20 protein-coding genes are annotated in these 24,553 nt (G+C 61.3%); 17 read left to right on the plus strand and 3 right to left on the minus strand.

Going from position 1 to position 24,553, the window contains the following annotated elements; all coding sequences use genetic code 11:
* The gene (locus tag MRBLMS1_RS08265; protein WP_128142178.1) at positions 1-1,008 is read left to right on the plus strand and encodes a response regulator; all 1,008 of its coding nucleotides are present in this window, start codon (positions 1-3) and stop codon (positions 1,006-1,008) included.
* 8 nt (positions 1,009-1,016) lie between these two features.
* Here the strand turns inward: MRBLMS1_RS08265 and MRBLMS1_RS08270 are convergent, their stop codons facing one another.
* Both MRBLMS1_RS08270 and MRBLMS1_RS08275 read right to left on the minus strand, forming a co-directional pair.
* The gene (locus tag MRBLMS1_RS08270; RefSeq protein WP_485878808.1) at positions 1,017-3,548 is read right to left on the minus strand and encodes an ABC transporter permease; all 2,532 of its coding nucleotides are present in this window, start codon (positions 3,546-3,548) and stop codon (positions 1,017-1,019) included.
* A 36-nt stretch (positions 3,549-3,584) separates the two neighbouring features.
* On the minus strand, positions 3,585-4,616 hold the full coding sequence (locus tag MRBLMS1_RS08275) for an adenosine deaminase (protein ID WP_485878810.1): 1,032 nt from the start codon (positions 4,614-4,616) through the stop codon (positions 3,585-3,587).
* A gap of 579 nt (positions 4,617-5,195) precedes the next feature.
* On the opposite strand from MRBLMS1_RS08275, the gene MRBLMS1_RS08280 reads away from it, so the two are divergent.
* The 14 genes from MRBLMS1_RS08280 (at position 5,196) to MRBLMS1_RS08345 (ending at position 22,281) form a co-directional block, all read left to right on the plus strand.
* The gene (locus tag MRBLMS1_RS08280; RefSeq protein ID WP_034754154.1) at positions 5,196-7,118 is read left to right on the plus strand and encodes a PrkA family serine protein kinase; all 1,923 of its coding nucleotides are present in this window, start codon (positions 5,196-5,198) and stop codon (positions 7,116-7,118) included.
* A gap of 72 nt (positions 7,119-7,190) precedes the next feature.
* Entirely contained in the window at positions 7,191-8,459 is a 1,269-nt protein-coding gene (locus tag MRBLMS1_RS08285) for a YeaH/YhbH family protein (protein WP_128142175.1), read from the plus strand.
* A complete protein-coding gene (locus tag MRBLMS1_RS08290; RefSeq protein WP_485879007.1) occupies positions 8,459-10,060 on the plus strand; it encodes a SpoVR family protein in 1,602 nt (533 codons plus the stop codon). Before MRBLMS1_RS08285 ends, MRBLMS1_RS08290 begins: the two co-directional genes overlap by 1 nt.
* A 539-nt stretch (positions 10,061-10,599) precedes the next feature.
* Positions 10,600-11,256: an energy transducer TonB gene (locus MRBLMS1_RS08295; RefSeq protein WP_230517207.1), complete on the plus strand. Its 657-nt coding sequence runs from the start codon at positions 10,600-10,602 to the stop codon at positions 11,254-11,256.
* A gap of 86 nt (positions 11,257-11,342) precedes the next feature.
* Positions 11,343-12,275: a MotA/TolQ/ExbB proton channel family protein gene (locus tag MRBLMS1_RS08300; protein WP_181878028.1), complete on the plus strand. Its 933-nt coding sequence runs from the start codon at positions 11,343-11,345 to the stop codon at positions 12,273-12,275.
* Between the two features lie 5 nt (positions 12,276-12,280).
* Entirely contained in the window at positions 12,281-12,709 is a 429-nt protein-coding gene (locus MRBLMS1_RS08305) for an ExbD/TolR family protein (RefSeq protein ID WP_128142174.1), read from the plus strand.
* 105 nt (positions 12,710-12,814) lie between these two features.
* Positions 12,815-13,246, plus strand: a complete 432-nt coding sequence (locus MRBLMS1_RS08310; protein ID WP_176741207.1) for an ExbD/TolR family protein — start codon at positions 12,815-12,817, stop codon at positions 13,244-13,246.
* Positions 13,247-13,324: 78 nt separating this feature from the next.
* Positions 13,325-14,536 (plus strand): tetratricopeptide repeat protein, encoded by a 1,212-nt coding sequence (locus tag MRBLMS1_RS08315; protein ID WP_485878814.1) that lies wholly within the window; start codon positions 13,325-13,327, stop codon positions 14,534-14,536.
* A gap of 242 nt (positions 14,537-14,778) precedes the next feature.
* On the plus strand, positions 14,779-15,750 hold the full coding sequence (locus MRBLMS1_RS08320; RefSeq protein ID WP_034754171.1) for a bifunctional riboflavin kinase/FAD synthetase: 972 nt from the start codon (positions 14,779-14,781) through the stop codon (positions 15,748-15,750).
* Between the two features lie 67 nt (positions 15,751-15,817).
* Complete coding sequence (gene ileS, locus MRBLMS1_RS08325; RefSeq protein WP_485878817.1) at positions 15,818-18,718, plus strand: isoleucine--tRNA ligase; 2,901 nt, start codon at positions 15,818-15,820, stop codon at positions 18,716-18,718.
* 89 nt (positions 18,719-18,807) lie between these two features.
* Positions 18,808-19,317 (plus strand): signal peptidase II, encoded by a 510-nt coding sequence (gene lspA / locus MRBLMS1_RS08330; protein ID WP_099402962.1) that lies wholly within the window; start codon positions 18,808-18,810, stop codon positions 19,315-19,317.
* A 17-nt stretch (positions 19,318-19,334) separates the two neighbouring features.
* Positions 19,335-20,555 (plus strand): bifunctional phosphopantothenoylcysteine decarboxylase/phosphopantothenate--cysteine ligase CoaBC, encoded by a 1,221-nt coding sequence (gene coaBC / locus MRBLMS1_RS08335; protein ID WP_485878819.1) that lies wholly within the window; start codon positions 19,335-19,337, stop codon positions 20,553-20,555.
* A gap of 35 nt (positions 20,556-20,590) precedes the next feature.
* Positions 20,591-21,040, plus strand: a complete 450-nt coding sequence (gene dut, locus MRBLMS1_RS08340; RefSeq protein WP_485878821.1) for a dUTP diphosphatase — start codon at positions 20,591-20,593, stop codon at positions 21,038-21,040.
* A 137-nt stretch (positions 21,041-21,177) separates the two neighbouring features.
* On the plus strand, positions 21,178-22,281 hold the full coding sequence (locus MRBLMS1_RS08345) for a M48 family metallopeptidase (protein ID WP_034754182.1): 1,104 nt from the start codon (positions 21,178-21,180) through the stop codon (positions 22,279-22,281).
* 31 nt (positions 22,282-22,312) lie between these two features.
* On the opposite strand, the gene MRBLMS1_RS08350 is transcribed toward MRBLMS1_RS08345, so the two are convergent.
* Positions 22,313-22,453, minus strand: a complete 141-nt coding sequence (locus MRBLMS1_RS08350) for a hypothetical protein (RefSeq protein WP_175444556.1) — start codon at positions 22,451-22,453, stop codon at positions 22,313-22,315.
* A gap of 97 nt (positions 22,454-22,550) precedes the next feature.
* Here MRBLMS1_RS08350 and MRBLMS1_RS08355 point away from each other — a divergent pair, with 97 nt between their 5' ends.
* Together MRBLMS1_RS08355 and MRBLMS1_RS08360 are read left to right on the plus strand one after the other, a co-directional pair.
* Positions 22,551-23,561 carry an XdhC family protein gene (locus MRBLMS1_RS08355; RefSeq protein ID WP_485878824.1) on the plus strand — a complete coding sequence of 337 codons (1,011 nt, stop codon included), beginning with the start codon at positions 22,551-22,553 and terminating at the stop codon, positions 23,559-23,561.
* Between the two features lie 75 nt (positions 23,562-23,636).
* A complete protein-coding gene (locus MRBLMS1_RS08360) occupies positions 23,637-24,548 on the plus strand; it encodes a DNA-3-methyladenine glycosylase family protein (protein ID WP_485878826.1) in 912 nt (303 codons plus the stop codon).
* Positions 24,549-24,553 lie beyond the last annotated feature (5 nt).

Consider the following 24,553-nt stretch of genomic DNA (forward strand, 5'->3'; position numbering starts at 1 on the left):
ATGCAACTGCCCGTCTACACCCATCCGACCCTGACCGTACTGATCGACGACAGCGATTCCTTCCTGAAAAGCCTGGCGTTCCAGCTCGATCCCGGCCTGGCGCGCAAGACTTTCCACGACACCAGCAGCGCCCTGCACTGGCTGCGCCAGAGCGCGCAACCGGGCGAAACGCCGCTACACGTGAACTTCGACACGCAAAACCTGCCGCCCGACCAGTACAACGTGGCGCTCGACATCGAACGTATCTGGCGCATCAGCGGCCAGGCGCAGCGCTTTGCCGTGCCCTCCGTGCTGGTGGTCGATTATTCGATGCCGCAGATGAATGGCCTGGAATTTTGCCAGGCCGTGCGCGACCTGCCGTGCAAGAAGATTTTATTTACAGGGGCGGCCGATGAAAAAGTGGCCGTGACGGCCTTCAACCGGGGCTTGATCGACCGCTACATCAAGAAAAGCGACGACGATGCGCTCGACATCCTGGAACAGGAAATCCATGCCCTGCAGCGCGAATTCTTTCTGCAACAAACGGACACCGTGCGCGACTTGCTGATGCTGCACGACTACAGTTTTCTGCAAGACGAGGCGCTGGCCGCCGTCGTGCACGAGCTGTGCCAGCGCCATGGCTTTGTCGAATACTATATTTTCCCCAATCCCAGCGGCATCCTGTTTTTCACGCGCGACGGCCACGCCAAGCTGATGATCATCGAGACGGAACGCAGCCTGCACACGCAATACGAAATGGCGCGCGACAGCGACGCGCCCGAATCCTTGCTGCTGGCGCTGCTGGAAATGCGCGTGATTCCCTACTTTTCCGACGCCGACAGCGACGGCATGTACGCGGCGCAGATCGGCGAGAACTGGTTCCGCTACTGCGCCGCGCCCACCATCTGCCTGGGCAGCGTGACGTATTTCTGGGCCCTGTTCGACGTGCCGGCGCACCAGCTGGGGCAACCGGTCATGTCCTATGCGCAGTTTTTGCGCGCGGGTGCGGGCGACAGCATCAGCGCGTAGTTGGCAAATTAGCCCTCACGCAGGGTTTGCAGCGGCGGATGTTTGAGCACGTTGCGCAAGCCCAGCCAGCCGCCGGCGATCGCGCACAGGGCGCCGGCCAGCAGGCCGAACGCCCACACGCCGGGTGCGAAGCTCCATGCGAATTTGAACTGGTACGTGGCCAGGGCCCAGCCCATGGCAGCCGCACCCGATGCCGCCAGCAAGCCGGCCAGCGCGCCGACGAGCGAAAACTCGATCAGCTGCGCCTGCGCCAGCTGGCGCCGCGTGGCGCCCAAGGCGCGCAGCAAGCCCGCTTCGCGCGTGCGCTCGTCCTGCGAGCCCATCAGGGCCGCATACAGCACCAGCAAGCCCGACGCCAAAGTGAAGGCGAAGAGGAATTCGACGGCCGTCACCACCTGGTCCAGCACGCCCTGGATCTGTTTGAGCACGCCGCCCACGTCGACCACCGTCAGGTTCGGGTAGTCGCGCAGCAGAGCATTCCCCAGGTCCGCCTGCGCGGCCGGCAAGTGGAAGGCCGTGATCCACGTTTGCGGCGTGTCCGCCATGGCGGCCGGATTGATGATGACAAAGAAATTGACGCGCATCGAACCCCATTCCAGCTTGCGCAAACTCGTGATGGCCGCTTCGACGGGCTGGCCGGCGATGTCGAAGCGCAGCTTGTCGCCCAGTTTCAGTTTCAGGGTCTTGGCGATGCCCTCCTCCACCGACGCTTCGGCAGGCGCGCCGGGCGTATTGGCGAACCACTTGCCGGCGACCAGTTTGTTTTCATCCTGCATGGCGGCCATCGTCGACAGGTTGAATTCGCGGTCGGCCAGGCCCTTGGCGCGGTCATCCTCGTAGGTGCTTTCCGTGATGGCGTTGCCGTTCACGGCCACCAGGCGCCCGCGTATCATCGGATACAAGGGCGCGTTGGCCACGCCCGCTTGCGCCAGGCGCGCGGCGATCGGCTCTTTCTGTTCGGGCAGGATATTGATCATGAAACGGTTCGGCGCGTCCGGCGGCGTGGCGTTGCGCCAGGCCACCATCAGGTCGCCGCGCACCACCGTCAGCAGCAGCAAGGCCATCAGGCCCAGGGCCAGCGACACCACCTGGATGACGGTGGCGCCCGGGCGGCGCTGCAAGGACGTGACGGCAAAGCGCCAGCCTTGATGGTTGAAAACGCCGCGCAGGGTTTTCAGCGACTTGATGCCCAGCCAGCCGGCCAGGCCGAACAGGGCGAAGCCGCCGAGGAAGCCGGCCGCCGTCAGCAGCGCCAGTTTCACGTCGCCCGCCTGCCACAACAGCAACACGACGAAGGCGGCGATACCCAGGCCATACGTGGCCACGGCCAGCGCTTGCGGCGGCTCCTGCTCGCGGCGGATCACGCGGTTGTGCGGGACATTGCGCAACTGCAAAATCGGCGGCAGGGCAAAACCCAGCAAGAGCAGCATGCCGGTGGCCACGCCTTGCAGCGCAGGCAGCATGGAAACGGGCGGCAAGTCGTTCTGCACCAGTTTTCCCAACAGCTCCAGCAGCACCAGGTGGCCGCCGAAGCCGACGGCAACGCCGACGACGCTGCCGGCCAGGCCGACGAGCAGGAATTCGATCACGTACATGGCCGTGACCTGGTTTTGCGTCAAGCCCAGGCAGCGCAGCATGGCGCACGCGTCCAGGTGGCGCAGCATGAAGCGGCGCGCGGCCATGGCCACGGCGACGGCCGCCAGCATGGCCGACAGCAAGCCGACGAGGGACAGGAAACGGTCGGCGCGGTCCAGGGTCGACTGCATCTGCGGACTGCCCGATTCCAGCGACTCGATGCGCACGCCCTTGATGGCCTGCGTCTTGATCTGGCTTTCCAGCCAGGCTTGATATTGCGCAAGCTCGGCCGCCTTGGCCGGTGGTGCCGACAACAGCAGCCGGTACGACACGCGCGAGCCGTTCTGCACCAGCGCCGTGGCGGCCAGGTCGCCCAAGGGCAGCATGACTCTCGGGGCGAAGTTCAAAAAGGAGGCGCCGCGGTCCGGCTCGCTGGCGATCAGTTGCGTGACCGTAAATGCCTTGTCGCCCAAGGTCAATGTGTCACCCAGCTTCGCGTTCAGGCTGGACAGGATCGCCGCATCGACCCACAGGGTGCCGGGCGCCGGCACCTGGTCCGTGGGCCGTCCGACGGCATCCTGCGCTTCGCTCAGTTTGGTCGTGATTTTCAGCTTGCCCCGCTGCGGGTAGCCGGGCGAGACGGCCTTGATGGACGCCAGCTGCGACAGCGACTGCTCGCCCTCGCCCGCCTGTGCCATGCTGGGAAACGTCACCGTATCGGCCAGGATAAAGCCGCGCTTGAGCGCTTCAGCGCGCCACGCCGTATTGACGGGCTGGTCGGCGTTGATGACGAGGTCGGCCCCCAGCAGCTGGTGCGCGTCGCGGTTCAGGCCCGCGCGCAGGCGGTCGACGAAAAAGCCGACGGCCGAAAGGGCCGCCACGGCGACGATCAGCGCGACGAGCAGGAAACGCAGTTGCCCGGCGCGCCAGTCGCGGCCGGTCATTTTCAGGGAGAGGCGGAACATGGGCGGCGGGTCTTTATGCGAGTTGGTTGTGATACGTTATTGCGCGATGCCGTGGGCAGCCGCGTGCTGGGCGAAATACGCATCGACAGTGGCGAGGAAGGCGTCTTTCTGCGCCTGCGGCAGGAAGGCGGCGATGAAACCGTTGCGCGCCAGGCGGTGCGCGTGGGACAGGCCCAGTGGCAGCGCGTCGAAGATGGCGTCGAAATTGTCGTTCATGTAGCCGCCGAAATACGCGGGATCGTCCGAGTTCACCGTCACCAGCAGGCCGGCGTCGAGCAGTTGCACGAGGTTATGGTCATGCATCTGGTCGAACACGCGCAGCTTGGTGTTCGACAGCGGGCAGACGGTCAGGGCGATCTGATCGCGCGCCAAACGGGCCGTCAGTTCCGCGTCTTCCAGGCAGCGCACGCCATGGTCGATGCGTTCGACTTGCAAGTCGTCGAGCGCCGTGCGGATGTAGGCTGGCGGGCCTTCCTCGCCCGCGTGGGCCACCAGGTGCAAGCCCAGCTCGCGGCAACGGGTGTACACGCGCGAGAATTTCTCGGGCGGGTTGCCCACTTCCGACGAATCGAGGCCGATGCCGATGAATTTGTCGCGGTGCGGCAAGGCGTCTTCCAGCGTCTCGAATGCTTCTTCCTCGCTCAGGTGGCGCAGGAAGCACAGGATCAGGGCCGCGCTGACGGGGCTGTCCTGGCAGGCGCGGTGGATGCCGTTGATCACGTCGGCCATGGCCACGCCGCGCGCCGTGTGGGTTTGCGGGTCGAAGAAGATTTCCGTGTGCAAGACCTTATCGGCTTCGGCGCGCTGCAGGTAGGCTTGCGTCATGTCGTAGAAATCCTGCTCTTTCAAGAGCACGCTTGCGCCAGCGTAATAAATGTCGAGAAAAGACTGTAAATCCGTAAAAGCATAGGCGCTGCGCAAGTGTTCCACGGATTCATAGCCAAGCGGCACGCCATTGCGCGCTGCCAGTGCGAAAATCAGTTCCGGCTCCAGCGAGCCTTCGATATGGATATGCAGTTCGGCCTTCGGCATGCCGCGGACGATCGCGCGCAATTGGGGGTTCATCATGGGTGTTCCTTATAGGGTGACGATAAAAATGCTGGCTCGCGCACGCGCACGCGCGGCGCGCAGGGCCATCAGACATGCAGGCATCTTAGCGCAAGATGGCCGGCCTCACCGGCGCCCGCCCGCCATGGCGCCAGCTGCGGCAGCGCCACGGCCGGCATCGGCACGCGCTGGCGAATTGTCGTATGATGGTTTAAAAGGTCTACAAAGGTTCATTGAAATCGAGGAAAAATTTGATGATTTATCCAATTAAATCAACAATTTACAAACAAGTATTAAGGATATGCTGACATATCTTTTGACTTCCTGATCCTTTAGAGCAATAATTAATTTCATCGGGTAAAGGTAAGTGCAACAAGCGCTATCAACAGTGAAAAAATAAGCCGGCTGGCCACGTCAGCACACGGCATCAAGCGCCAGTTTTTTGGTCCGGGCAATCCGGACTCGCAAAGACAGCCGGGCTTGAAACAACAATAAAAATCGGTACGGGGTACAGAAAAAATTCAGACGGCAAGCCCAGGCGAGTGCCAGGCGGGCGGCCATGGTGACTGGCAGTTCAGGTTTACATTAAAGGACATTGACATGACCATTTTTGATAACTATGCAGCACGCTACGAGCGCACCCGCGAAGAGGAAATGTCGCTCACCGAATACCTGGCCCTGTGCAAGAAGGACAAGCTGACGTATGCCAGCGCGCCCGAACGCATGCTGGCCGCCATCGGCGAGCCGCAGCTGGTCGACACGCGCAACGACACGCGCTTGTCGCGCATCTTCGCCAACAAGGTGATCAAGATCTATCCCGCCTTCCGCGAGTTCTACGGCACCGAGGAAGTGATCGAGCAAGTCGTCTCGTATTTCCGCCACGCGGCGCAAGGCCTGGAAGAACGCAAGCAGATCCTGTACTTGCTGGGGCCTGTCGGCGGCGGCAAGTCGTCCATCGCGGAAAAACTCAAGTCGCTGATGGAACACGTGCCCTTCTATTGCCTGAAAGGCTCGCCCGTCAACGAATCGCCACTGGGCCTGTTCAACGAGGAAGAGGACGGCACCATCCTGGAAGAGGATTACGGCATCCCGCGCCGCTACCTGCGCAACATCCCCAGCCCGTGGGCCGTGAAGCGCCTGCATGAATACAATGGCGATATCAACCAGTTCCGCGTCGTCAAGCGCTATCCTTCCGTGCTGAAACAGATCGCCATCTCGAAAACGGAGCCGGGCGACGAGAACAACCAGGATATTTCCTCGCTGGTGGGCAAGGTCGACATCCGCAAGCTGGAAGACTATGCGCAGGATGATCCGGACGCCTACAGCTATTCGGGCGGCCTGTGCCTGGCCAACCAGGGCTTGATGGAATTCGTGGAAATGTTCAAGGCGCCGATCAAGGTCTTGCACCCCTTGCTGACGGCCACGCAGGAAGGCAACTACAAGGGCACGGAAGGTTTCGGCGCGATTCCGTTCGACGGCATCATCCTCGCGCACTCGAACGAGTCGGAATGGAAGACGTTCAAGAACAACCGCAACAACGAGGCGTTTCTTGACCGTATCTATATAGTCAAGGTGCCGTACTGCCTGCGCGTATCCGATGAAATCAAGATCTACGACAAGCTGGTGGCCAATTCTTCGCTGGTCAAGGCCCCGTGCGCGCCCGGCACCTTGCGCATGATGGCGCAGTTCGCCATCCTGTCGCGCCTGAAGGATCCGGAAAACTCGAGCATCTTTTCGAAGATGCTCGTCTACGATGGCGAAAACCTCAAGGATACGGACCCGAAAGCCAAGTCCATGCACGAATACGTCGATTATGCGGGCGTGGACGAAGGCATGAACGGTCTGTCGACGCGCTTTGCCTTCAAGATCCTGTCAAAGGTGTTCAACTTTGACAATTCCGAAGTGGCCGCCAATCCCGTGCATCTATTATATGTACTGGAACAGCAGGTCGAGCGCGAGCAGTTCGCGCCGGAACTCGAACAGCGCTACTTCTCGTATATTAAAGAGCACCTGGCGCAGCGCTATGTGGAATTCATCGGCAAGGAGATCCAGACGGCCTACCTGGAAAGCTATTCGGAATATGGGCAGAACATTTTCGACCGCTACGTGACGTTTGCCGATTTCTGGATACAGGACCAGGAATACCGCGATCCGGACACGGGCGAAAGTTTTGACCGCGAGTCGCTGAACAATGAACTGGAAAAGATCGAGAAGCCGGCAGGCATTTCCAATCCGAAGGATTTCCGCAACGAAATCGTCAACTTCGGCTTGCGGGCACGGGCCTCGAATGGCGGCAAGAATCCCGCCTGGACCAGTTATGAAAAGTTCCGCACCGTGATTGAAAAGAAAATGTTTTCGAATACGGAGGAATTGCTGCCCGTGATTTCCTTCAATGCCAAGGCCAGTGCCGACGATGCCAACAAGCACGCCGACTTCGTGGCCCGCATGGTGGAAAAAGGTTATACGGCCAAGCAGGTACGCCTGTTATGCGAATGGTACTTGCGCGTACGCAAGTCGTCATAGCGCGGACAGCGGAGGCGCGCTCCCGCCCGGCAACTGGCGGGACGCGCAGGACGAGAGGCAAGGAGGCACCCTTTGACATACCTTATCGACAGGCGCTTGCAAAGCAAGAATAAATCCGCCGTCAACCGCGAGCGTTTCCTGCGGCGTTACAAGGGCCAGATCAAGGATGCCGTGGGGCGCGCCATCAAGGGGCGCTCGATCACGGACGTCGAGAATGGCGAGAAGGTCAGCATCCCCGTCAAGGACGTGGGCGAACCGTCGTTTGGCCACGCGCATGGCGGCGTATGGGAAGTGGTCAATCCCGGCAACAAGGAATACCTGAAAGGCGACCAGATCGCCCGGCCGAAAGGCGGCGGCGGTAGCGGGCGGGGCAAGGCGGGCAATAGCGACGAGACGACGGAAGACGATTTCATCTTCGAATTGTCGCGCGAAGAATTCATGAATTATTTCTTCGAAGACCTGGAATTGCCGCATATGGTGAAAACCCAGCTGACGGCCACGACGGAATTCAAGAACCAGCGCGCCGGCTACAATATGTCGGGCACGCCATCGAACATCCACGTGCTGCGTTCCCTGCGCGGCGCGCTGGGCAGGCGCATCGCCGTCGGCGGCGGCGCCCGCAAGCAGCTGGCGCAGGCCGAGGAAGACCTGGCGACCCTGTTGCACGAAGGGGCGCCCGACAGCGACCCGCTCGTCACGGAACTGCGCCGCCTGATCCACCACCTGCACACGCGCCTGCTGGCCATTCCCTTCATCGACCCGTTCGACTTGCGCTACAGCAACCGCATCAAGGTGCCCAAGCCCATGACGCAAGCCGTGATGTTCTGCATCATGGACGTCTCCGGCTCCATGGACGAGTCGCGCAAGGACACGGCCAAGCGCTTCTTCATCCTCTTGTATCTGTTCCTCAAGCGCGTCTACGACAAGATCGAGGTGGTCTTCATCCGCCACCATACGGCGGCGGCCGAAGTGGACGAGCATGAATTCTTCAATTCGCGCGAATCGGGCGGCACCGTCGTGTCGTCCGCGCTGCACTTGCTCAATACCATCATCGACGAACGCTATGGCGCCGGGCAATGGAACAGCTATGTAGCGCAGGCATCGGACGGCGACAACTGGGACAACGATTCCATGCTGTGCCGCCAGTTGCTGATCAATACCATCATGCCCAAGGTGCAGTACTACACCTATGTCGAGATCACCGATGGCCCGCAGCAAAACCTGTGGGAGCAATATGCGGGCGTGCTCGACCATCACGCCCATTTCGCCATGCAAAAGATCGTCACGCCGGCCGATATCTACCCGGTCTTCCGCGAACTGTTCAAGAAACAGGTGAAATGATGAGTGCAGCCTTTGACCGCGCCAGCAATACTCCGGGCGAACCGTTCGTGCGCCTGCGCCACCCGAACGCCCTGCCCGAGCAGTCGGAATGGACGTTCGAGCTGATCGAGCAAATCCACGAAGAAATCCGCCGCGTCGCGAAACAGTTTGGCCTCGACACCTATCCGAACCAGCTGGAAATCATCACGGCCGAGCAAATGATGGATGCCTACACCTCGGTGGGCATGCCCGTCTCGTACAACCATTGGTCGTTCGGCAAGCACTTTCTGTCTACCGAGAAAAGCTACAAGCGAGGCCAGATGGGCCTGGCCTACGAGATCGTCATCAACTCGAACCCGTGCATCGCCTATTTAATGGAGGAAAACAGCCTGACCATGCAATCGCTGGTGATCGCGCATGCGGCGTACGGGCATAACTCCTTCTTCAAGGGCAATTACCTGTTCCGCGCCTGGACGGATGCGGACGCCATCATCGACTATATGGTGTTTGCCAAGAACTACATTGCCGAATGCGAACAGCGTCATGGCGTCGATGCCGTGGAATTGCTGCTCGACTCGTGCCACGCCATCCAGAATTATGGCGTGGACCGCTACAAGCGCCCGGCGAAACTGTCGATGGCGAAGGAATATGCGCGCCAGAAAGAGCGCGAAGCCTATGTGCAGTCGCAGATCAACCAGCTGTGGCGCACCCTGCCCCGGCGCGACGAAGACGAGGACGAGGAAGACCAGCGCAAGGCCGCCCCCCGCTTTCCGCCCGAACCCGAGGAAAACCTGCTGTACTTCATCGAGAAGTACGCGCCGCTGCTGGAACCGTGGCAGCGCGAGATGGTGCGCATCGTGCGCAAGATTTCCCAGTATTTCTATCCGCAGCGCCAAACCCAGGTCATGAACGAGGGCTGGGCCACTTTCTGGCACTACACAATATTGAACCAGCTCTACGACGAAGGCGTGGTGGGCGACGGCTTCATGATGGAATTCCTCAAAAGCCATACCAACGTCGTCTACCAGCCGCCCATCGACAGCCCCTATTACAGCGGTATCAATCCGTATGCGCTGGGTTTTGCCATGATGAGCGACATTCGCCGCATCTGCGAGCACCCGACGGACGAAGACCGCGCCTGGTTCCCCGACATGGCCGGCAGCGACTGGCGCAAGAGCCTGGACTTTGCCATGCGCAATTTCAAGGATGAAAGCTTCATCGCCCAGTATCTGTCGCCGCGGCTGATCCGCGAATTCCATTTCTTTGCCGTGCTCGACGACGACAAGAATGAAAAGCTGGCCATTTCCGCCATCCACGACGATGCCGGCTACCGCTACGTGCGCCAGCAGCTGGCCGAGCAGTACAACCTGGGCAACCGCGAGCCGAATATCCAGGTCTGGTCCGTCAATACGCGCGACGACCGCGCCTTGACCCTGCGCCACACGCAATTCCAGCGCCGCCCGCTGAACCAGCAGGCGGCCGAGGTGCTCAAGCATGTGGCGCGGCTGTGGGGTTTCGATGTCCACCTCGATACGGTCGACCCGCAGGGCGTCGTCCTGGGCACCCTGAATTGCCGCCGGGAAAAACGCAACCGGCGCGATGACCCCGTTGTCAGGCCATGAAATGATTTATTGATAATAATCAATGGCAAGAATATAAGCGTTTCCTATGCCTGCATAGGAATTCAGTATGGCCTGGCGGCCTCAAATGGGCCTCCAGGACCGCCTTTTTTGACCTGGGTGAAGTGGCTTCCGCACCCGTTTGGTGCGCGTACGCCGCTAAGTGGTCTGGTTCCGAGTCAAAACATTTCCAAAAGGAAAGATTTTTCTCCAAATTTAGCGGTTTCCATATTGAATATCACGAAATATAATTCCGCCATATGGGCACATCGGAGAACTTAGCAGTGGTAGCCCAAAACGGCTGTAAAAAACCGATAAGACCGCCTTTTTTTCTGTCCGAAAGCGTGCAAAGATGACATAAGCAAGTACGTTTTCAGGGCGCAAAAGCGCCAAAAATTTAACCGGTTTTAGGCGTTAAAAATCTGTGTAAAATAAAGAATTCGTATGTATAATTCGGCGACGTCCCGGATACGGCTGGAGCTTTGTGTCGTCATTTTGGGGTTCAGTTGCAAGACAAGAGATGGTATTTGGAGAAAGCAGGCATGAATTTTTCGAACGAGAAAAGTCCCAAGAACTACACAGGCATCACTATCGTTGTCCTGCTGCACGTTCTCGCGGCTTACGGGATCGTGACGGGCTTGGGCAAGCGGTTGGTCACCAAAATGATGGAACCGGTTGAAACCAAGATTATCGAGGAAGTCAAACCGCCTCCACCGAAGGATCTTCCACCGCCACCACCGCCGCCAGAAATGAAAGCGCCACCGCCGCCATTCATTCCGCCAGTCGAGGTGAACGTGCAGCAGCCGCCACCACAGCAAAACGTGATTGCAAATACGACTGCTGTGAAGCCAGCCACGAATGTATTGGCACCGCCAACACCGCCTGCACAGCCTGCGCCAACTCCTGGACCAGCCAAATCGGTGCGTACACCGGCCGTGGTTGACTTCAGTGTCTGCGAAAAGCCGGCTTATCCAAAGTCGTCGCAGCGCAATGAGGAAACCGGTGTGGTGACACTGTCGTTCCTGATCGGTGTAGACGGCAAGGTCGCTGATTCGAAGATCGTGAAGTCCAGCGGCTTCAGAGACCTGGACAAAGCCGCGGTGCAAGGTATCAGCCGCTGTACATTTAAGCCGGCAACAGTTGACGGCAAGCCGGAACAAGGCTGGCAGCAAATGCAATACGTTTGGTCGCTGGATTAAAACCCGAGACAGTTATCCCCTGTCTCACACTATGATTTCGTTGTCATTACGTTCAGCGATCTGTTATTTTTAATTTTGGAGGAAGCATGTTTAAGAATACCCGTTTGTCCGCATTTTTTGCCGCGGTTCTGTTGTCCGTTACCGCTACTACCGCTCTGGTAGCAGCTCCGGCATTCGCTGACGCGCCAGCATCGGCAGCAGCTACGGCTCCAGCGGCAGACGCTGCAGCAGCACCAGCACCAGCTGCTGACGCAGCAGCTCCAGCAGCAGACGCAGCCGCTCCAGCCGCTGACGCAGCAGCTCCAGCCAAAACCGAAGAAGTCCACAACCCGTTCGGCCTGCAAGCAGTGTGGGACGGCGGCTTCGTGCCACGCGCCACCCTGATCATCCTGGCCATCATGTCGATCGGCAGCTGGTACATCATCATCACCAAGCTGATGGATCAAATGAAGATCTTCAAGCAAGCTAAAGAAACCGCTGCCAAATTCTGGAAAGCACCTTCGATCGCTGCTGGTTCGGCAACGCTGACCGAAGGCTCGCCATTCCGCTTCATCGCTGAATCGGGCACCAAGGCAACGGCTCACCATGACGGCGCCCTGCTGGAACAAATCGATCTGTCGACCTGGGTGACGATGTCGATCCAGCGCGCTTCGGACAAAGTCCAATCGCGTCTGCAAGATGGCCTGTCGTTCCTGGCAACCGTTGGTTCGACCGCACCGTTTATCGGTCTGTTCGGTACCGTTTGGGGTATTTATGGCGCGCTGACCAACATCGGCATGACCGGTAACGCTTCGATCGATAAAGTTGCAGGTCCAGTTGGTGAAGCACTGATCATGACCGCTTTCGGTCTGCTGGTCGCCGTTCCTGCCGTTCTGGGTTACAACTGGCTGGTGCGTCGTAACAAAACCGCAATGGAAGACGTACGCTCGTTCAGCGCCGATGTTCACTCGGTACTGATCTCCGGCGCAATGTCGACCAGCGAAGCTGGCCGTGCTGCCGGCGCTAAAAAGATCGGATAAGAATCATGTCGATGTCCGTCGGCTCCGACAGCGGAGATGAAGATCAAGTAATGTCAGAAATCAACACGACGCCGCTCGTCGACATCATGTTGGTTTTGCTGATCATTTTCTTGATCACCAGTCCGGTTGTCCTCAAATTGCAGAAAATCGATCTGCCGATCGAGGCCAACCAAGCCCTTCAAAGCAAGCCAGAAAACGTCAACATCGTTGTCAACAAGGATGGCGAGATTTATCTGGGCCAGAAGAAACTGAAAGATACGAGCGAACTGTTCGATTATCTGAAAGTTGAAGCAGTGAAAGTACCGCAGCCGGAAGTACACGTTCGTGGCGACCAAGAAACACGCTACGAATCGGTCGGCCGGGTTATTTACACGACCCAACGTGCCGGGATCCAGAAGGTCGGCTTCATCACCGAACCACCTGACAAGGGCTGATAGCAACTGGCAGCGGCGCCCCGGCAACAAGGGCGCGCCACTGCCGGAAGCTGACCGGGCGGCAGTTTCGCCCGGTGCTTCGTTGGACTTCTTAAAGGAAACACTATGAGTATGAATGTCGGTTCGGGAAGCGCTCCAGGCGCGGATCCGGAACCAATGATGGAACTGAACATGACGCCCCTCATCGACGTGATGCTGGTGCTGATTATCATGTTGATCATCACGATTCCTAAGCAAAACCACTCGGTGAACTTGAACATGCCGGTCGGCACCCCTCCGCCACCGACAACCGAACCAGTGGTCGTCACGATCGATGTCGATTTTGACGGTACGATCTTGTGGGACAATCAGGTCGTTCCTGACCGCGCTTCGCTGGAAGCCAAGCTGAGCAACGTCGCTGCGCAAGCAGACCAGCCGGAAGTGCATCTGCGTCCGAACAAGCTGGTGGAATACAAAGTCGTCGCCGGTGTGATGGCGTCGGCGCAGCGTCTGGGCGTGACCAAAATCGGTCTGGTCGGCAACGAGCAATTCCAGTAAGCTGCAGCAATCAGGTTCTCTTTACATCCGAATAGGCAGGACTTCCTGCCTATTCGCTTTTTACTGAAAGACTTTCTTATGTCCAAGTTTCGTCTCGCTCATCTCGGCCTCGTCATGGCCGCTATCGGTTTTACCGCAGCAACTCCCGTAATCGGCCTGGGCTCGCTGGCATACGCCGCGGACACCGTGCGTGCCGAAGTGGGCAAGCCACTGCAAGAAGCGCAAAAACTCGCTAGCAGCGGCAAAAACAAGGAAGCGCTGGCCAAGCTGCGCGAAGCTGACAGCGTCGGCGGCAAGACCGCCTTTGAAAGCTACCAGATCGAGCGCGTGCGCGCCTCGGCCGCTGCTGCCGCCGGCGACAACGGCACCGCCATCAAGGCGTTTGAAGCCGTCATCAATTCCGGCCGCCTGAGCGCCGCCGAAGCCCCTAAATTCACGCAAGCGCTGGCAGGCATGTACTACCGCGCCAAGGACTGGCCGAACACCATCACCTGGATCAAACGTTCGCTGAAAGACCGCGAAGATCCACAGATGCGCGAACTGCTGATCCAGACCTACTACGTCAGCGGCAACTACGCCGAAGCGGCGAAGGAACTGCAATCGCGCGGCGGCAACTCGGAAGCGAGCCTGCAAATGCTGGCCAACATCCAGTTGAAACAGAACGACAAGGCCGGCTATGTCGCCACCCTGGAAAAACTGGCATCGAGCTATCCGAAGACCAGCTACTGGGCCGACCTGCTGAACCGCGTTTCCGGCAAACCTGGCTTCTCGCAGCGCCTGGGCCTGGACGTCCAGCGCCTGCGCCTGGCCAACGGCCTGTTCACCAAGCCATCCGAATACATGGAAATCAGCCAGCTGGCCCTGCAAGCAGGCAATCCTGGCGAAGCGCTGAGCATCATCGAGCAGGGCTACAAAAAAGGCGTGCTGGGCACCGGCACCGATGCCGCCCGTCACCAGCGCCTGAAAGACCTGGCCCTGAAGACCCAGGCTGACCTGAAGGCCAACGCGGCCAAGTCGGAAGCGGAATATGTCAAGAACAAGGACGCCGACAACTTGAGCAAGCTGGGCTTCGCCCTGGTCTATGATGGCCAAGCCGACAAAGGCCTGGGCCTGATGAATGACGCCGTGAAAATGGGCACCGCCAAGTATCCGGAAGAAGCCAAGCTGCATCTGGGCATCGCCTACATCCACGCCGGCAAGAAAGCCAACGCATCGACCGCGCTGAAAGCCGTCAAGGGCACGGATGGCGCGGCAGACCTGGCCCGTTACTGGGCCCTGATGAACAAATAAGACAACACGTCCAGGGCGTTGTTACCGCGTCTCGCCGTACATTCGTACTGTCTTCGACGCGGCGCCTAGCCCTGAACATGTTGTGAAGCCCTTAGTTAGCGAAAAGCGTTGCCAGCACACCCGCCGGCAACGCTTTTTATCATTTCAGCAGGGAAATTACCCCTGCGCCCGCCCTGCCGGGTGTGCATCCCTGAAACAGTCCGTATAATCCCCCTTTTGGCACAGTTTTTCATCAGATTCCTATGAAGGTATTCCGCGGACTTCCCAATGCCCAGGCACGAGCGCCTTGCGCTCTGACCATCGGCAATTTTGACGGTGTCCACATTGGCCATCAGGCCTTGCTGGCGCGCGTGCGCGAAGCTGCAACCGAACTCGGCATCGAAGCGGCCGTGATGACGTTCGAGCCGCACCCGCGCGAGTTCTTCGCGCAGCGCGCAGGCGACCTGTCGAAAGCGCCGCAGCGCATCGCCAACCTGCGCGACAAGCTGCAGTCGCTGGACGACGCCGGCATCGACCGTGTCGTCGTCGAGCACTTCAGCGCCCAGTTCGCCGCCTTGACGCCGCAGGAATTCACGGAAAAAGTCCTCGTCGACGGCTTGCACGTGAAATGGCTGATGGTCGGCGACGACTTCTGCTATGGCGCCCGGCGCGCCGGCGACGTCGCCATGCTGCAGGAAGCGGGGCGCCAGTACGGTTTCCACGTAGAAACTTTACCGACGGTGATGAATGGCAGCACGCGCATCTCCTCGTCGGCCGTGCGCCTGGCCCTGGCCGCCGGCGATTTCCCGCTGGCCACGCAACTGCTCGGCCATCCGTACGCCATTTCCGGCCACGTGATCCACGGCCAGAAGCTGGGCCGCACGCTCGGGTTCCCCACCCTGAACCTGCGCGTGGCGCACCGCCCCGCCCTGTCCGGCATCTTCATCGTGCAGGTACACGGCCTGGGACCGGCACCGCTGCCCGCCGTGGCCAGCCTCGGCGTGCGCCCCACCGTCGACGACAGCGGCCGCGTCTTGCTGGAAGTGCATCTGTTCGATTTCGCCCAGTCCTGCTACGGCAAGCTGGTACGCGTGGAATTCCTGGAAAAGCTGCGCGACGAAGAAAAGTACGACGACTTGCCCACCCTGACGGCCGCCATCGAGCGCGACTCGAACCAGGCGCGCGCCTACTTCGAGCAGCGCAGCGGCGCCATTACCGCCACCGACCGAATTTGACGCCGGCCAACTCCGCCGACTGGCGGCTCCCGCCGCCGCAAACCATTCAATATCATTAAAGAAGATTATGTCCGATCAAAACAAGCCAGCCACGCCCAAACAGAACAAGAAGCCTGAAAGCAAATACCCGGTCAACATGACGGAAACCCCGTTCCCGATGCGCGGCGACATGGCCAAGCGCGAGCCACAATGGGTACAGCAATGGCAAGACAAGAAGATCTACGAGCGCGTGCGCAAGGCTGCCGCCGGCCGTCCGAAATTCATCCTGCATGACGGCCCGCCGTACGCGAATGGCGACATCCACCTGGGCCACGCCGTCAACAAGATCCTCAAGGACATGGTCGTCAAGTCGCGCTCGCTGGCCGGCTTCGACGCGCCGTATGTACCGGGCTGGGATTGCCACGGCATGCCGATCGAGATCCAGATCGAAAAACTGCACGGCAAGAACCTGCCGACGGCCGAAGTGCTGGAAAAAGCCCGCGCCTACGCCAACGTGCAGGTCGAGCGCCAGAAGAAAGACTTTATCCGCCTGGGCGTGCTGGGCGAGTGGGACAACCCCTACCTGACGATGGCGCACGGCAATGAAGCGGACGAATTGCGCGCGCTGGGCAAGCTGCTGGAAAAAGGCTATGTCTACCGCGGCCTGAAGCCCGTCAACTGGTGCTTCGACTGCCAGTCGGCCCTGGCCGAGGCGGAAGTGGAATACGCGGAAAAACGCGATCCCGCCATCGATGTCGGCTTCAAGTTCGCCGAGCCGGCCAAACTGGCGGCCGCCTTCGGCCTGCCATCGCTGCCGACCGATAACGGTTTCATCGTCATCTGGACCACGACGCCGTGGACCATCCCGTCGAACCAGGCGCTGAACGTGCACCCGGAAGTCAAATACGCGCTGGTGAAGACCGAGCGCGATGGCCAGCCGCTGCTGCTGATCCTGGCGCAAGACCTGGTCGTGGCCAGCCTGGCGCGCTTCAAGCTCGAAGGCACGACCATCGCCACCTGCGACGGCGCGGCCCTGGCCGGCATCAGCTTCCGCCACCCGCTGCATGCGAGCGACGCTTTCTATGACCGCCTGTCGCCTTTGTACCTGGCCGAATACGTGACCACGGAAAGCGGCACGGGCGTGGTGCACTCGGCGCCAGCCTACGGCCTGGACGACTTCATCTCGTGCAAGGCGCACGACATGAAGGACGACGACATCATCAAGCCCGTCATGGGCGACGGCAAGTTCGCCTCGACCCTGCCCCTGTTCGGCGGCATGACCATCTGGGAAGCGTCGAAGCCGATCTGCAACGCCCTGCGCGAAGCGGGCGCGCTGTTCGAAGTCAAGATGTTCGACCACAGCTATATGCACTGCTGGCGCCATAAGACGCCGATCATCTACCGCGCCACCTCGCAGTGGTTCGCCGGCATGGACGTGACGCCGAAAGACGGCGGCGCGACCCTGCGCGAGACGGCTTTGAAAGGCATCGCCGACACCGAATTCTTCCCGGACTGGGGCCAGGCCCGCCTGCACGGCATGATCGCCAACCGTCCCGACTGGACCCTGTCGCGCCAGCGCCAGTGGGGCGTGCCGATGGCCTTCATCGTGCACAAGGAAACGGGCGACCTGCATCCGCGCACGCCGGAACTGCTGGAGCAAGTGGCCAAGCTGATCGAAAAGGACGGCATCGAGGCATGGCAGGCGCTCGATCTGAAAGACCTGATCGGCGACGAAGCGGCCATCTACGCGAAGAACAAGGACACCCTGGACGTGTGGTTCGATTCCGGCGCCACGCACCAGACGGTGCTGGGCGGCCCGCAAGGCCACGGTTCGCATTCGACGCAGCTGCAATTCCCGGCAGACCTGTACCTGGAAGGCTCGGACCAGCATCGCGGCTGGTTCCACTCGTCGCTGCTCGTGTCGTCGATGCTCAATGGCCGTCCGCCGTACAAGGCCCTGCTGACGCACGGCTTCACGGTCGATGGCGAAGGCAAGAAGATGTCCAAGTCGCTGGGCAATACCCTGGCGCCGCAAAAGATCTCGGACACCCTGGGCGCCGACATCCTGCGCCTGTGGATCGCCTCGACCGACTACACGGGCGAGCTGTCGATCTCCGACGAGATCCTGAAACGCGTGACGGAATCGTACCGCCGCATCCGCAACACCCTGCGCTTCCTGCTGGCCAATACCTCGGACTTCAATCCGGCCACGGACGCCGTGCCGGTGGCGGAGATGTTCGAGATCGACCGCTATGCGCTGGCCAACATGGCATCGCTGCAAACGCAGATCGAGAACAACTACGCGCGCTACGAATTCCACCCGGTCGTGTCGAAGCTGCAGACGTACTGCTCGGAAGACCTGGGCGGCTTCTACCTGGACATCCTGAAGGACCGTCTGTACACCTCGGGCCTGACGTCGCACGCGCGCCGTTCGGCGCAAACGGCCCTGTGGCACATCACGCAAAGCCTGCTGCGCCTGATGGCCCCGGCCCTGTCGTTCACGGCCGAAGAAGCGTGGGCCGTCTTCGCAGGAAGCGAAGCCTATGCCGCCAGCGATGAAACCATCTTCACGCAAACCTGGTGGCAGCTGCCGGAAGTGTCGGACGCGGCCGGCCTGCTGGAGAAATACACGGCCCTGCGCGCCGTGCGCACGGACGTGACGAAACAGCTGGAAGACTTGCGCACCTCGGGCGCCATCGGCTCCTCGCTGCAGGCGGAACTGACGATCAAGGCCGCGCCGATGAAGTACAAGCTGCTGACCACCCTGGGCGAGGACTTGAAGTTCGTCTTCATCACCTCGCAGGCAAGCGTGGCCGAAGTGGCCGACGAAGCGGCAGAAGAAGTGGTCGTGGCCGCGTCGACGGCGCCGAAGTGCGAGCGCTGCTGGCACTACCGTGCGGACGTGGGCACGGACGCCGCGCATGCTACCCTGTGCGGCCGCTGCGTCAGCAATCTGTTTGGCGCGGGCGAGAAACGCCGCTTCGCCTAAAACAGCAAGCCGGGGCTGGATGACTCCCGCCCCGCTCCCACCGCCGCTGCCTGCAAGGGCAGCGGCGGCTTTATCTTCCCTGGAAAAATATGGCCACCAAAAACCGTTTTTCATCGAAATCGTCATCCTCGGCGTCGCTCGTGCCCTGGCTGGGCATTGCCGCCATCGTCATCCTGTTCGACCAGATCACCAAGATCACGATCCTGAAGACCTTCCGCTATGCGCAGGAGATGGTCATCACCTCGTATTTCAACCTGGTGCTCGCGTATAACAAGGGTGCTGCGTTCAGTTTCCTGTCCGACCAGGGCGGCTGGCAGCGCTATTTCTTCACCGGCATCGCCCTGGCGGCCGCCGTCTACATCATCTATCTGCTGAAAAAGCACGCGGGCCAGCGCATGTTCTGCTGGGCCCTGGCGCTGATCCTCGGCGGCGCGCTGGGCAACGCCATCGACCGCCTGATGTACGGCCACGTGGTCGACTTCCTCGACTTCCACTGGAAAAGCTGGGGCCATTTCCCCGCTTTCAATATCGCCGACAGCGCCATCTGCATCGGCGCGGCCCTGTTCATCATCGATGAACTGCGCCGGGTAAACAAATAAACACGCGGGAGAACGGCATGGAATTGTCCGGCAAAAAAATCGTCCTGGGACTGTCTGGCGGCGTCGCCTGCTACAAGGCGGCGGAACTGTGCCGCGCGCTGACCAAGGCCGGCGCCTCGGTGCAAGTGGTGATGACGGATGCGGCCAGCCACTTCATCACGGCCGTCACGATGCAGGCGCTGTCCGGCCACCCCGTGCACACGAGCCAGTGGGATGCCCGCATCGACAACAACATGGCGCATATCGATCTGACGCGCCATGCGGACGCCATCCTGATCGCGCCGTGTTCGGCAGACTTCATGCGCAAGCTCGCGCATGGCGTGTGCGACGACCTGCTGTCGACCCTGTGCCTGGCCCGTCCCGCCCACCTGCCCCTGCTGGTGGCGCCGGCCATGAACGTGGAAATGTGGCAGAACCCCGCCACGCAACGCAATGTGCAGCAGCTGCGCGACGACGGCATCAAGCTGTTCGGCCCGGCCGCCGGCGAACAGGCGTGCGGCGAAGTTGGCCTGGGCCGCATGCTGGAACCGGAACAGCTGCTGACGGAGCTGATCGCCGCCTTCCAGCCGAAAGTCCTGGCGGGCAAGCGCGTGCTGGTCACGGCCGGCCCCACGTTCGAAGCCATCGACCCCGTGCGCGGCATCACCAATCTGTCCTCGGGCAAGATGGGCTATGCGGTGGCGCGCGCGGCGCGCGAAGCGGGTGCCGAGGTGCTGCTCATTTCCGGCCCGACGGCCCTGGACGCGCCCTTCGGCGTGCGCCGCATTGACGTGCAAAGCGCGCAGCAGATGCATGATGCCGTACTGGCCCACGTCGACGGCCAGCATGTCTTCGTCGCCGTGGCCGCCGTCGCCGACTGGCGCGTGGCCAACGCCAGCGACCAGAAGATGAAAAAGCAGGCCGACGGCTCCGTGCCCGAACTGCAGTTCGCGCAAAACCCCGACATCCTGGCCACCGTGGCGGCACGCACCAACCTGGCCGGCTATCCGTATTGCGTCGGCTTTGCCGCCGAATCGGAAAACCTCGTGGAATTCGGCTCGACCAAGCGTGAAAAGAAGGGCATTCCCCTCCTGGTCGGCAATATCGGCCACAACACGTTTGGCCAGGACGACAACACCATCATCCTGTTCGACGAGGAAGGCCATACCTTGCTGCCGCGCGCCTCGAAACTGAACCTGGCGCGCCAGCTGATTTCGGAAATCTCGAAGCGCATTGCCAAGAATTCGCTGCTCAAATAATCCCTTTAAACGACTTAGCTTAGTTAGTTAGATTCATGAAAAATATCGACATCAAGATCCTCGACGCCCGCATGAAAGAACTGCTGCCGGCCTACGCCACGCCCGGCAGCGCCGGCCTGGACCTGCGCGCCTGCATCGACGAAGCGATCACCATCGAAGCTGGCCAGACCGTGCTCATTCCCACCGGCCTGGCCATCCACATCGGCGACCCGTCGTATGCGGCCATGATTTTGCCGCGCAGCGGCATGGGCCACAAAAACGGCATCGTATTGGGGAATCTGGTAGGCTTGATCGACTCCGATTACCAGGGCCAGCTGATGGTATCGACCTGGAACCGGGGCCAGAGCGCTTTCACGCTCAACCCCATGGATCGCCTGGCGCAACTGATTATCGTGCCGGTGCTGCAAGTGGGCTTTAACGTCGTCGAGGAATTCGGCGACAGCGAACGCGGTGTTGGCGGTTTCGGCAGCACCGGCAAACATTAACAGCGACTGACAAACCGTAGCGAGCGGATGTGAGTTGTGGCTGAGAAGCGGAGCTGTGCGAATGCACAGTGAGCATCGGAGGCCGCAAATCGCGCCGCGCAGTAGGTTTTGTCAGGAGCTACACGAAGGAATAGTCCATGCCAGGTTTCCGCCATCTGATTCCAGCCCCAACTTCGCTGCGCCGATTGGCCACTCCTCTCCTGTTGGCCAGTGCCGCCATTCTCGCCGGCTGCACCACCCCGATGACGAATGTCAGCGGCCCGTTCAACGTCGTGCCGGCGCCCGATGCGCCCGCGCCGACGGCGCAGCAAAAGGCGGCGCAGGAAGAACTGGTGAAGATGGTGTCGCTGCAGGACCGCCTGTCGAAAGTCTCGGCGCCCCTGCTGATCAACAATGCGGACCTGTGCAAGACGTATGCGCGTAACCTGCTGGGCTTCACGGCGCAGAACAAGTATTCCTACCCCGGCATTTATGCCGACGCGGCGCAGGCGGCCCTCGGCTACGGCGAACAGATGCAGGTGTCCGGCGTCTTGCCGGGCAGCGGCGCCGCGCGCGCCGGTTTGCGCAAGGGCGACGGCTTGCTGGCCGCCGAAGGCAAGCCGCTGCCGGCCGGCCCGAAAGCGGAAGGCCCGTTCGGCGCCATCGTCGGCCCGCTGGCCTCGAAAAGCGCAAGCCTGAACATGACCATCGCCCGCGACGGCCAGCAGCAGGACCTGAAAATTCCCGTCACGCGCGCCTGCGCCTTCCGCGTTGCCCTGGGCAATGCGGACAATATCAACGCGTACTCGGACGGCGGACGCATCATGCTCACGCGCGGCATGGTCAATGCGGCGCAAAACGACGAAGGCATCGCCTTCGTCATCGCCCGCGAAATGGCGCACAACATCCTCGACCACGCGCGCAGCCAGCGCACGGCAGGCACGGCCGGCAGCATCATCGACAGCCTGGGCGCCGTGCAGCCCGACGTATCGATGCTGACGGGCGCCGCCGGCATCAAGGCCATGCCGCAGGAACTCGACGTGCAAGCCGACACCCTGGCCATCTACCTGCTGGCGCGCGCCGGCTACAACGTCGACAACGCCGCCCGCTTCTGGCAGCGCCTGGCCGCGCAAGTGCCGGCGACGGTCGCCAACGGCTACACGGCTCTGCACCCGGGCACCAACTCGCGCATGGCGGCCGTCAACCGCGCCGTCATCGACGTGCGCGCCAAGCAGGCGGCGAAGAAGCCGTTGAAGCCTTAAACGCCAAAGGCGCCTGACGCAGCAGGTTTGCTCAGGCGCCGGGGAAATTCGGGAAGTAGGTGCCCATGATCCAGGTCAGGGCGCCGCAAAACACCACCGCCAGGAACAGGGCGATGAGCAGTTTGCCAAACTTGGGGATGCCGTCATCTTGCGTCTTTTGGTCGTTCGACATGAAACTCTCCGCAGGCTGTTGGAGAGCGTAGTATAGCCACAATATTAAAAAATATTCCATACTTTGCCGCCTACCTGCGGCTTTCCTTCCGCGCCCCATGGACAGCATCGACCTTGAAGTTCTGAAAACCAGCGCCGCCTGGCTCGCCGCCGGCCACCGCTGCGAACTCGTCACCGTCATCAAGACGTGGGGTTCCAGCCCCCGCCCCGTGGGCGCCACCCTGGCCATCTGCGACGATGGCACGGTGGTCGGTTCTGTCTCGGGCGGCTGCATCGAAGATGACTTGATCGACACCGTGCGCGTGCACGGCATCGTGCGCACGCTGCCGGAAATCGTCAGCTACGGCATCAGCGCGGACGAGGCGCACCGCTTCGGCCTGCCCTGCGGCGGCACCATCGAACTGGCCATCGAACCGCTGCATGCAGACAGCCGTGTGGCCGAACTGCTGGCGCGCCTGGAAGCACATGAACTGGTCGAGCGCCGGCTCGACCTGCGCAGTGGTGCCGTCACCCTGCGGCGCGCCACGCCAGGGGCCGTGCTGGCCCTCGAAGATGGCGTACTCACCACGCAGCATGGCCCGCGCTGGCGCTTGCTGATCATCGGCGCCAGCCAGCTGTCGCGCTTCGTGGCGCAGATCGCCACGGCCATGGATTACCACGTCATCGTCTGCGACCCGCGCGAAGAATACCGGGGCGGCTGGAACGTGCCCGGCGTGCCCCTGCTGCACGCCATGCCCGACGACCTCGTGCTCGAACTCAAGCTCGATAGCCGCAGTGCCGTCGTCGCCCTCACGCACGACCCCAAGCTCGATGACCTGGCCCTGATGGAAGCGTTGAAATCGCCAGCGTTCTACGTGGGCGCGATCGGCTCGCGCGCGAATAACGCCAAGCGCCGCGAACGGCTGCTGCAGTTCGACGTCAGCGCAGAACAGCTGGCGCGCCTGCATGGACCTATCGGCCTGTACATCGGCAGCAAGACGCCGGCCGAAATCGCCATTTCCATCCTGGCCGAACTGACGGCCGTGAAAAATGGCGTGCCCGACGCCCTGCAGATCCAGCATGCGGCGGCCCTGAGCCCGCCCACCACGGACATCTGCGCGCTAAGGTAAAAAGCAAGAAACGCGGTGCGCCCGCATCACCTCCCTGATACCGTTCCTGATACGCTTCCTGATTTCCTGCCCACCATGACCCTGTTGCACTGGACCCTCCCCCTGCCCGCCGGCTACTGCCGCGACGATGTCATCACCTTCCACAGCCGCGATGGCGAAGCCGTGGCGGAACAAGTCACGCCAACGGGACTGCGCAAGGGCATCCTGCTGCACGGCGTGCCGGTCGTGCTGGACGTCGCCTTCACGGACGCTGCGGCCGTCTGCCAGGCAGACATCGATGGCGATACCGATGCCAGCCTTCAAACACCGCTGCACGGCGCCTTGCTCAACATCCTCGGCCTGCGCATCGACCCGCAGCCGTTCGCGCAACTGGCCGCCGGCGACCCGCTGCTGGCGCCCTTGGTCAGCGTCAATCCGGGCCTGCGCATCGTGCAATCGGCCAGCCCGTTCGAAGCGCTGACCTGGGCCATCATCGGCCAGCAGATCAACCTGCCGTTCGCCATTTCCCTGCGCCGTACTTTCATTCTGCAGGCGGGGCGCCGGCACGGCAGCGGCTTGTGGTGCTATCCCGAGGCGCGCGACGTGGCACGGTTGTCGGTGGAAGAGCTGACCAGCCGCAAATTCTCGCGCGCCAAGGCAGAAACCGTGCTGCGCCTGGCACGCCTCGTCGATGAGGGAGAACTGTCGCTGGAGCTGCCGCCCTCCGGTGACGTGGCGGCGATTTCTCAGGCGCTGCTGGCCGTGAAAGGCATCGGCCCGTGGACCGTCAACTACGCGCTGCTGCGCGGCTACGGCTATGCCGACTGCTCGCTGCACGGCGATGTGGCCATCCGCGCCGCTCTGCAAAAACTGCTCGGTGAAGTAACGAAACCTGACATGGCGCGCACGGAACAGTGGCTGCGCCAGTACGCGCCGCACCGCACCATGGCGGCCGCCCACCTGTGGGCCAGCCTGCATCCAAAAAATAATCCGCCGGCGCGGGAATAAACGGC

The organism is Massilia sp. LMS1-1-1.1, assembly GCF_040815535.1.
Lineage (GTDB): Bacteria > Pseudomonadota > Gammaproteobacteria > Burkholderiales > Burkholderiaceae_D > Janthinobacterium > Janthinobacterium aestuarii.

Bases quoted from the DNA above. Each gene is read 5' to 3' on its own strand.
- ileS (WP_485878817.1), top strand. From the start codon at position 15,818: ATGTCCGATCAAAACAAGCCAGCCACGCCCAAACAGAACAAGAAGCCT.
- coaBC (WP_485878819.1), top strand. From the start codon at position 19,335: ATGGAATTGTCCGGCAAAAAAATCGTCCTGGGACTGTCTGGCGGCGTC.
- MRBLMS1_RS08275 (WP_485878810.1), bottom strand. From the start codon at position 4,616: ATGATGAACCCCCAATTGCGCGCGATCGTCCGCGGCATGCCGAAGGCC.
- dut (WP_485878821.1), top strand. From the start codon at position 20,591: ATGAAAAATATCGACATCAAGATCCTCGACGCCCGCATGAAAGAACTG.
- MRBLMS1_RS08265 (WP_128142178.1), top strand. From the start codon at position 1: ATGCAACTGCCCGTCTACACCCATCCGACCCTGACCGTACTGATCGAC.
- MRBLMS1_RS08310 (WP_176741207.1), top strand. From the start codon at position 12,815: ATGAGTATGAATGTCGGTTCGGGAAGCGCTCCAGGCGCGGATCCGGAA.
- MRBLMS1_RS08270 (WP_485878808.1), bottom strand. From the start codon at position 3,548: ATGTTCCGCCTCTCCCTGAAAATGACCGGCCGCGACTGGCGCGCCGGG.
- MRBLMS1_RS08320 (WP_034754171.1), top strand. From the start codon at position 14,779: ATGAAGGTATTCCGCGGACTTCCCAATGCCCAGGCACGAGCGCCTTGC.
- MRBLMS1_RS08300 (WP_181878028.1), top strand. From the start codon at position 11,343: ATGTTTAAGAATACCCGTTTGTCCGCATTTTTTGCCGCGGTTCTGTTG.
- MRBLMS1_RS08295 (WP_230517207.1), top strand. From the start codon at position 10,600: ATGAATTTTTCGAACGAGAAAAGTCCCAAGAACTACACAGGCATCACT.
- MRBLMS1_RS08350 (WP_175444556.1), bottom strand. From the start codon at position 22,453: ATGTCGAACGACCAAAAGACGCAAGATGACGGCATCCCCAAGTTTGGC.
- MRBLMS1_RS08280 (WP_034754154.1), top strand. From the start codon at position 5,196: ATGACCATTTTTGATAACTATGCAGCACGCTACGAGCGCACCCGCGAA.
- MRBLMS1_RS08305 (WP_128142174.1), top strand. From the start codon at position 12,281: ATGTCGATGTCCGTCGGCTCCGACAGCGGAGATGAAGATCAAGTAATG.
- MRBLMS1_RS08315 (WP_485878814.1), top strand. From the start codon at position 13,325: ATGTCCAAGTTTCGTCTCGCTCATCTCGGCCTCGTCATGGCCGCTATC.
- MRBLMS1_RS08345 (WP_034754182.1), top strand. From the start codon at position 21,178: ATGCCAGGTTTCCGCCATCTGATTCCAGCCCCAACTTCGCTGCGCCGA.
- MRBLMS1_RS08355 (WP_485878824.1), top strand. From the start codon at position 22,551: ATGGACAGCATCGACCTTGAAGTTCTGAAAACCAGCGCCGCCTGGCTC.
- MRBLMS1_RS08360 (WP_485878826.1), top strand. From the start codon at position 23,637: ATGACCCTGTTGCACTGGACCCTCCCCCTGCCCGCCGGCTACTGCCGC.
- MRBLMS1_RS08290 (WP_485879007.1), top strand. From the start codon at position 8,459: ATGAGTGCAGCCTTTGACCGCGCCAGCAATACTCCGGGCGAACCGTTC.
- lspA (WP_099402962.1), top strand. From the start codon at position 18,808: ATGGCCACCAAAAACCGTTTTTCATCGAAATCGTCATCCTCGGCGTCG.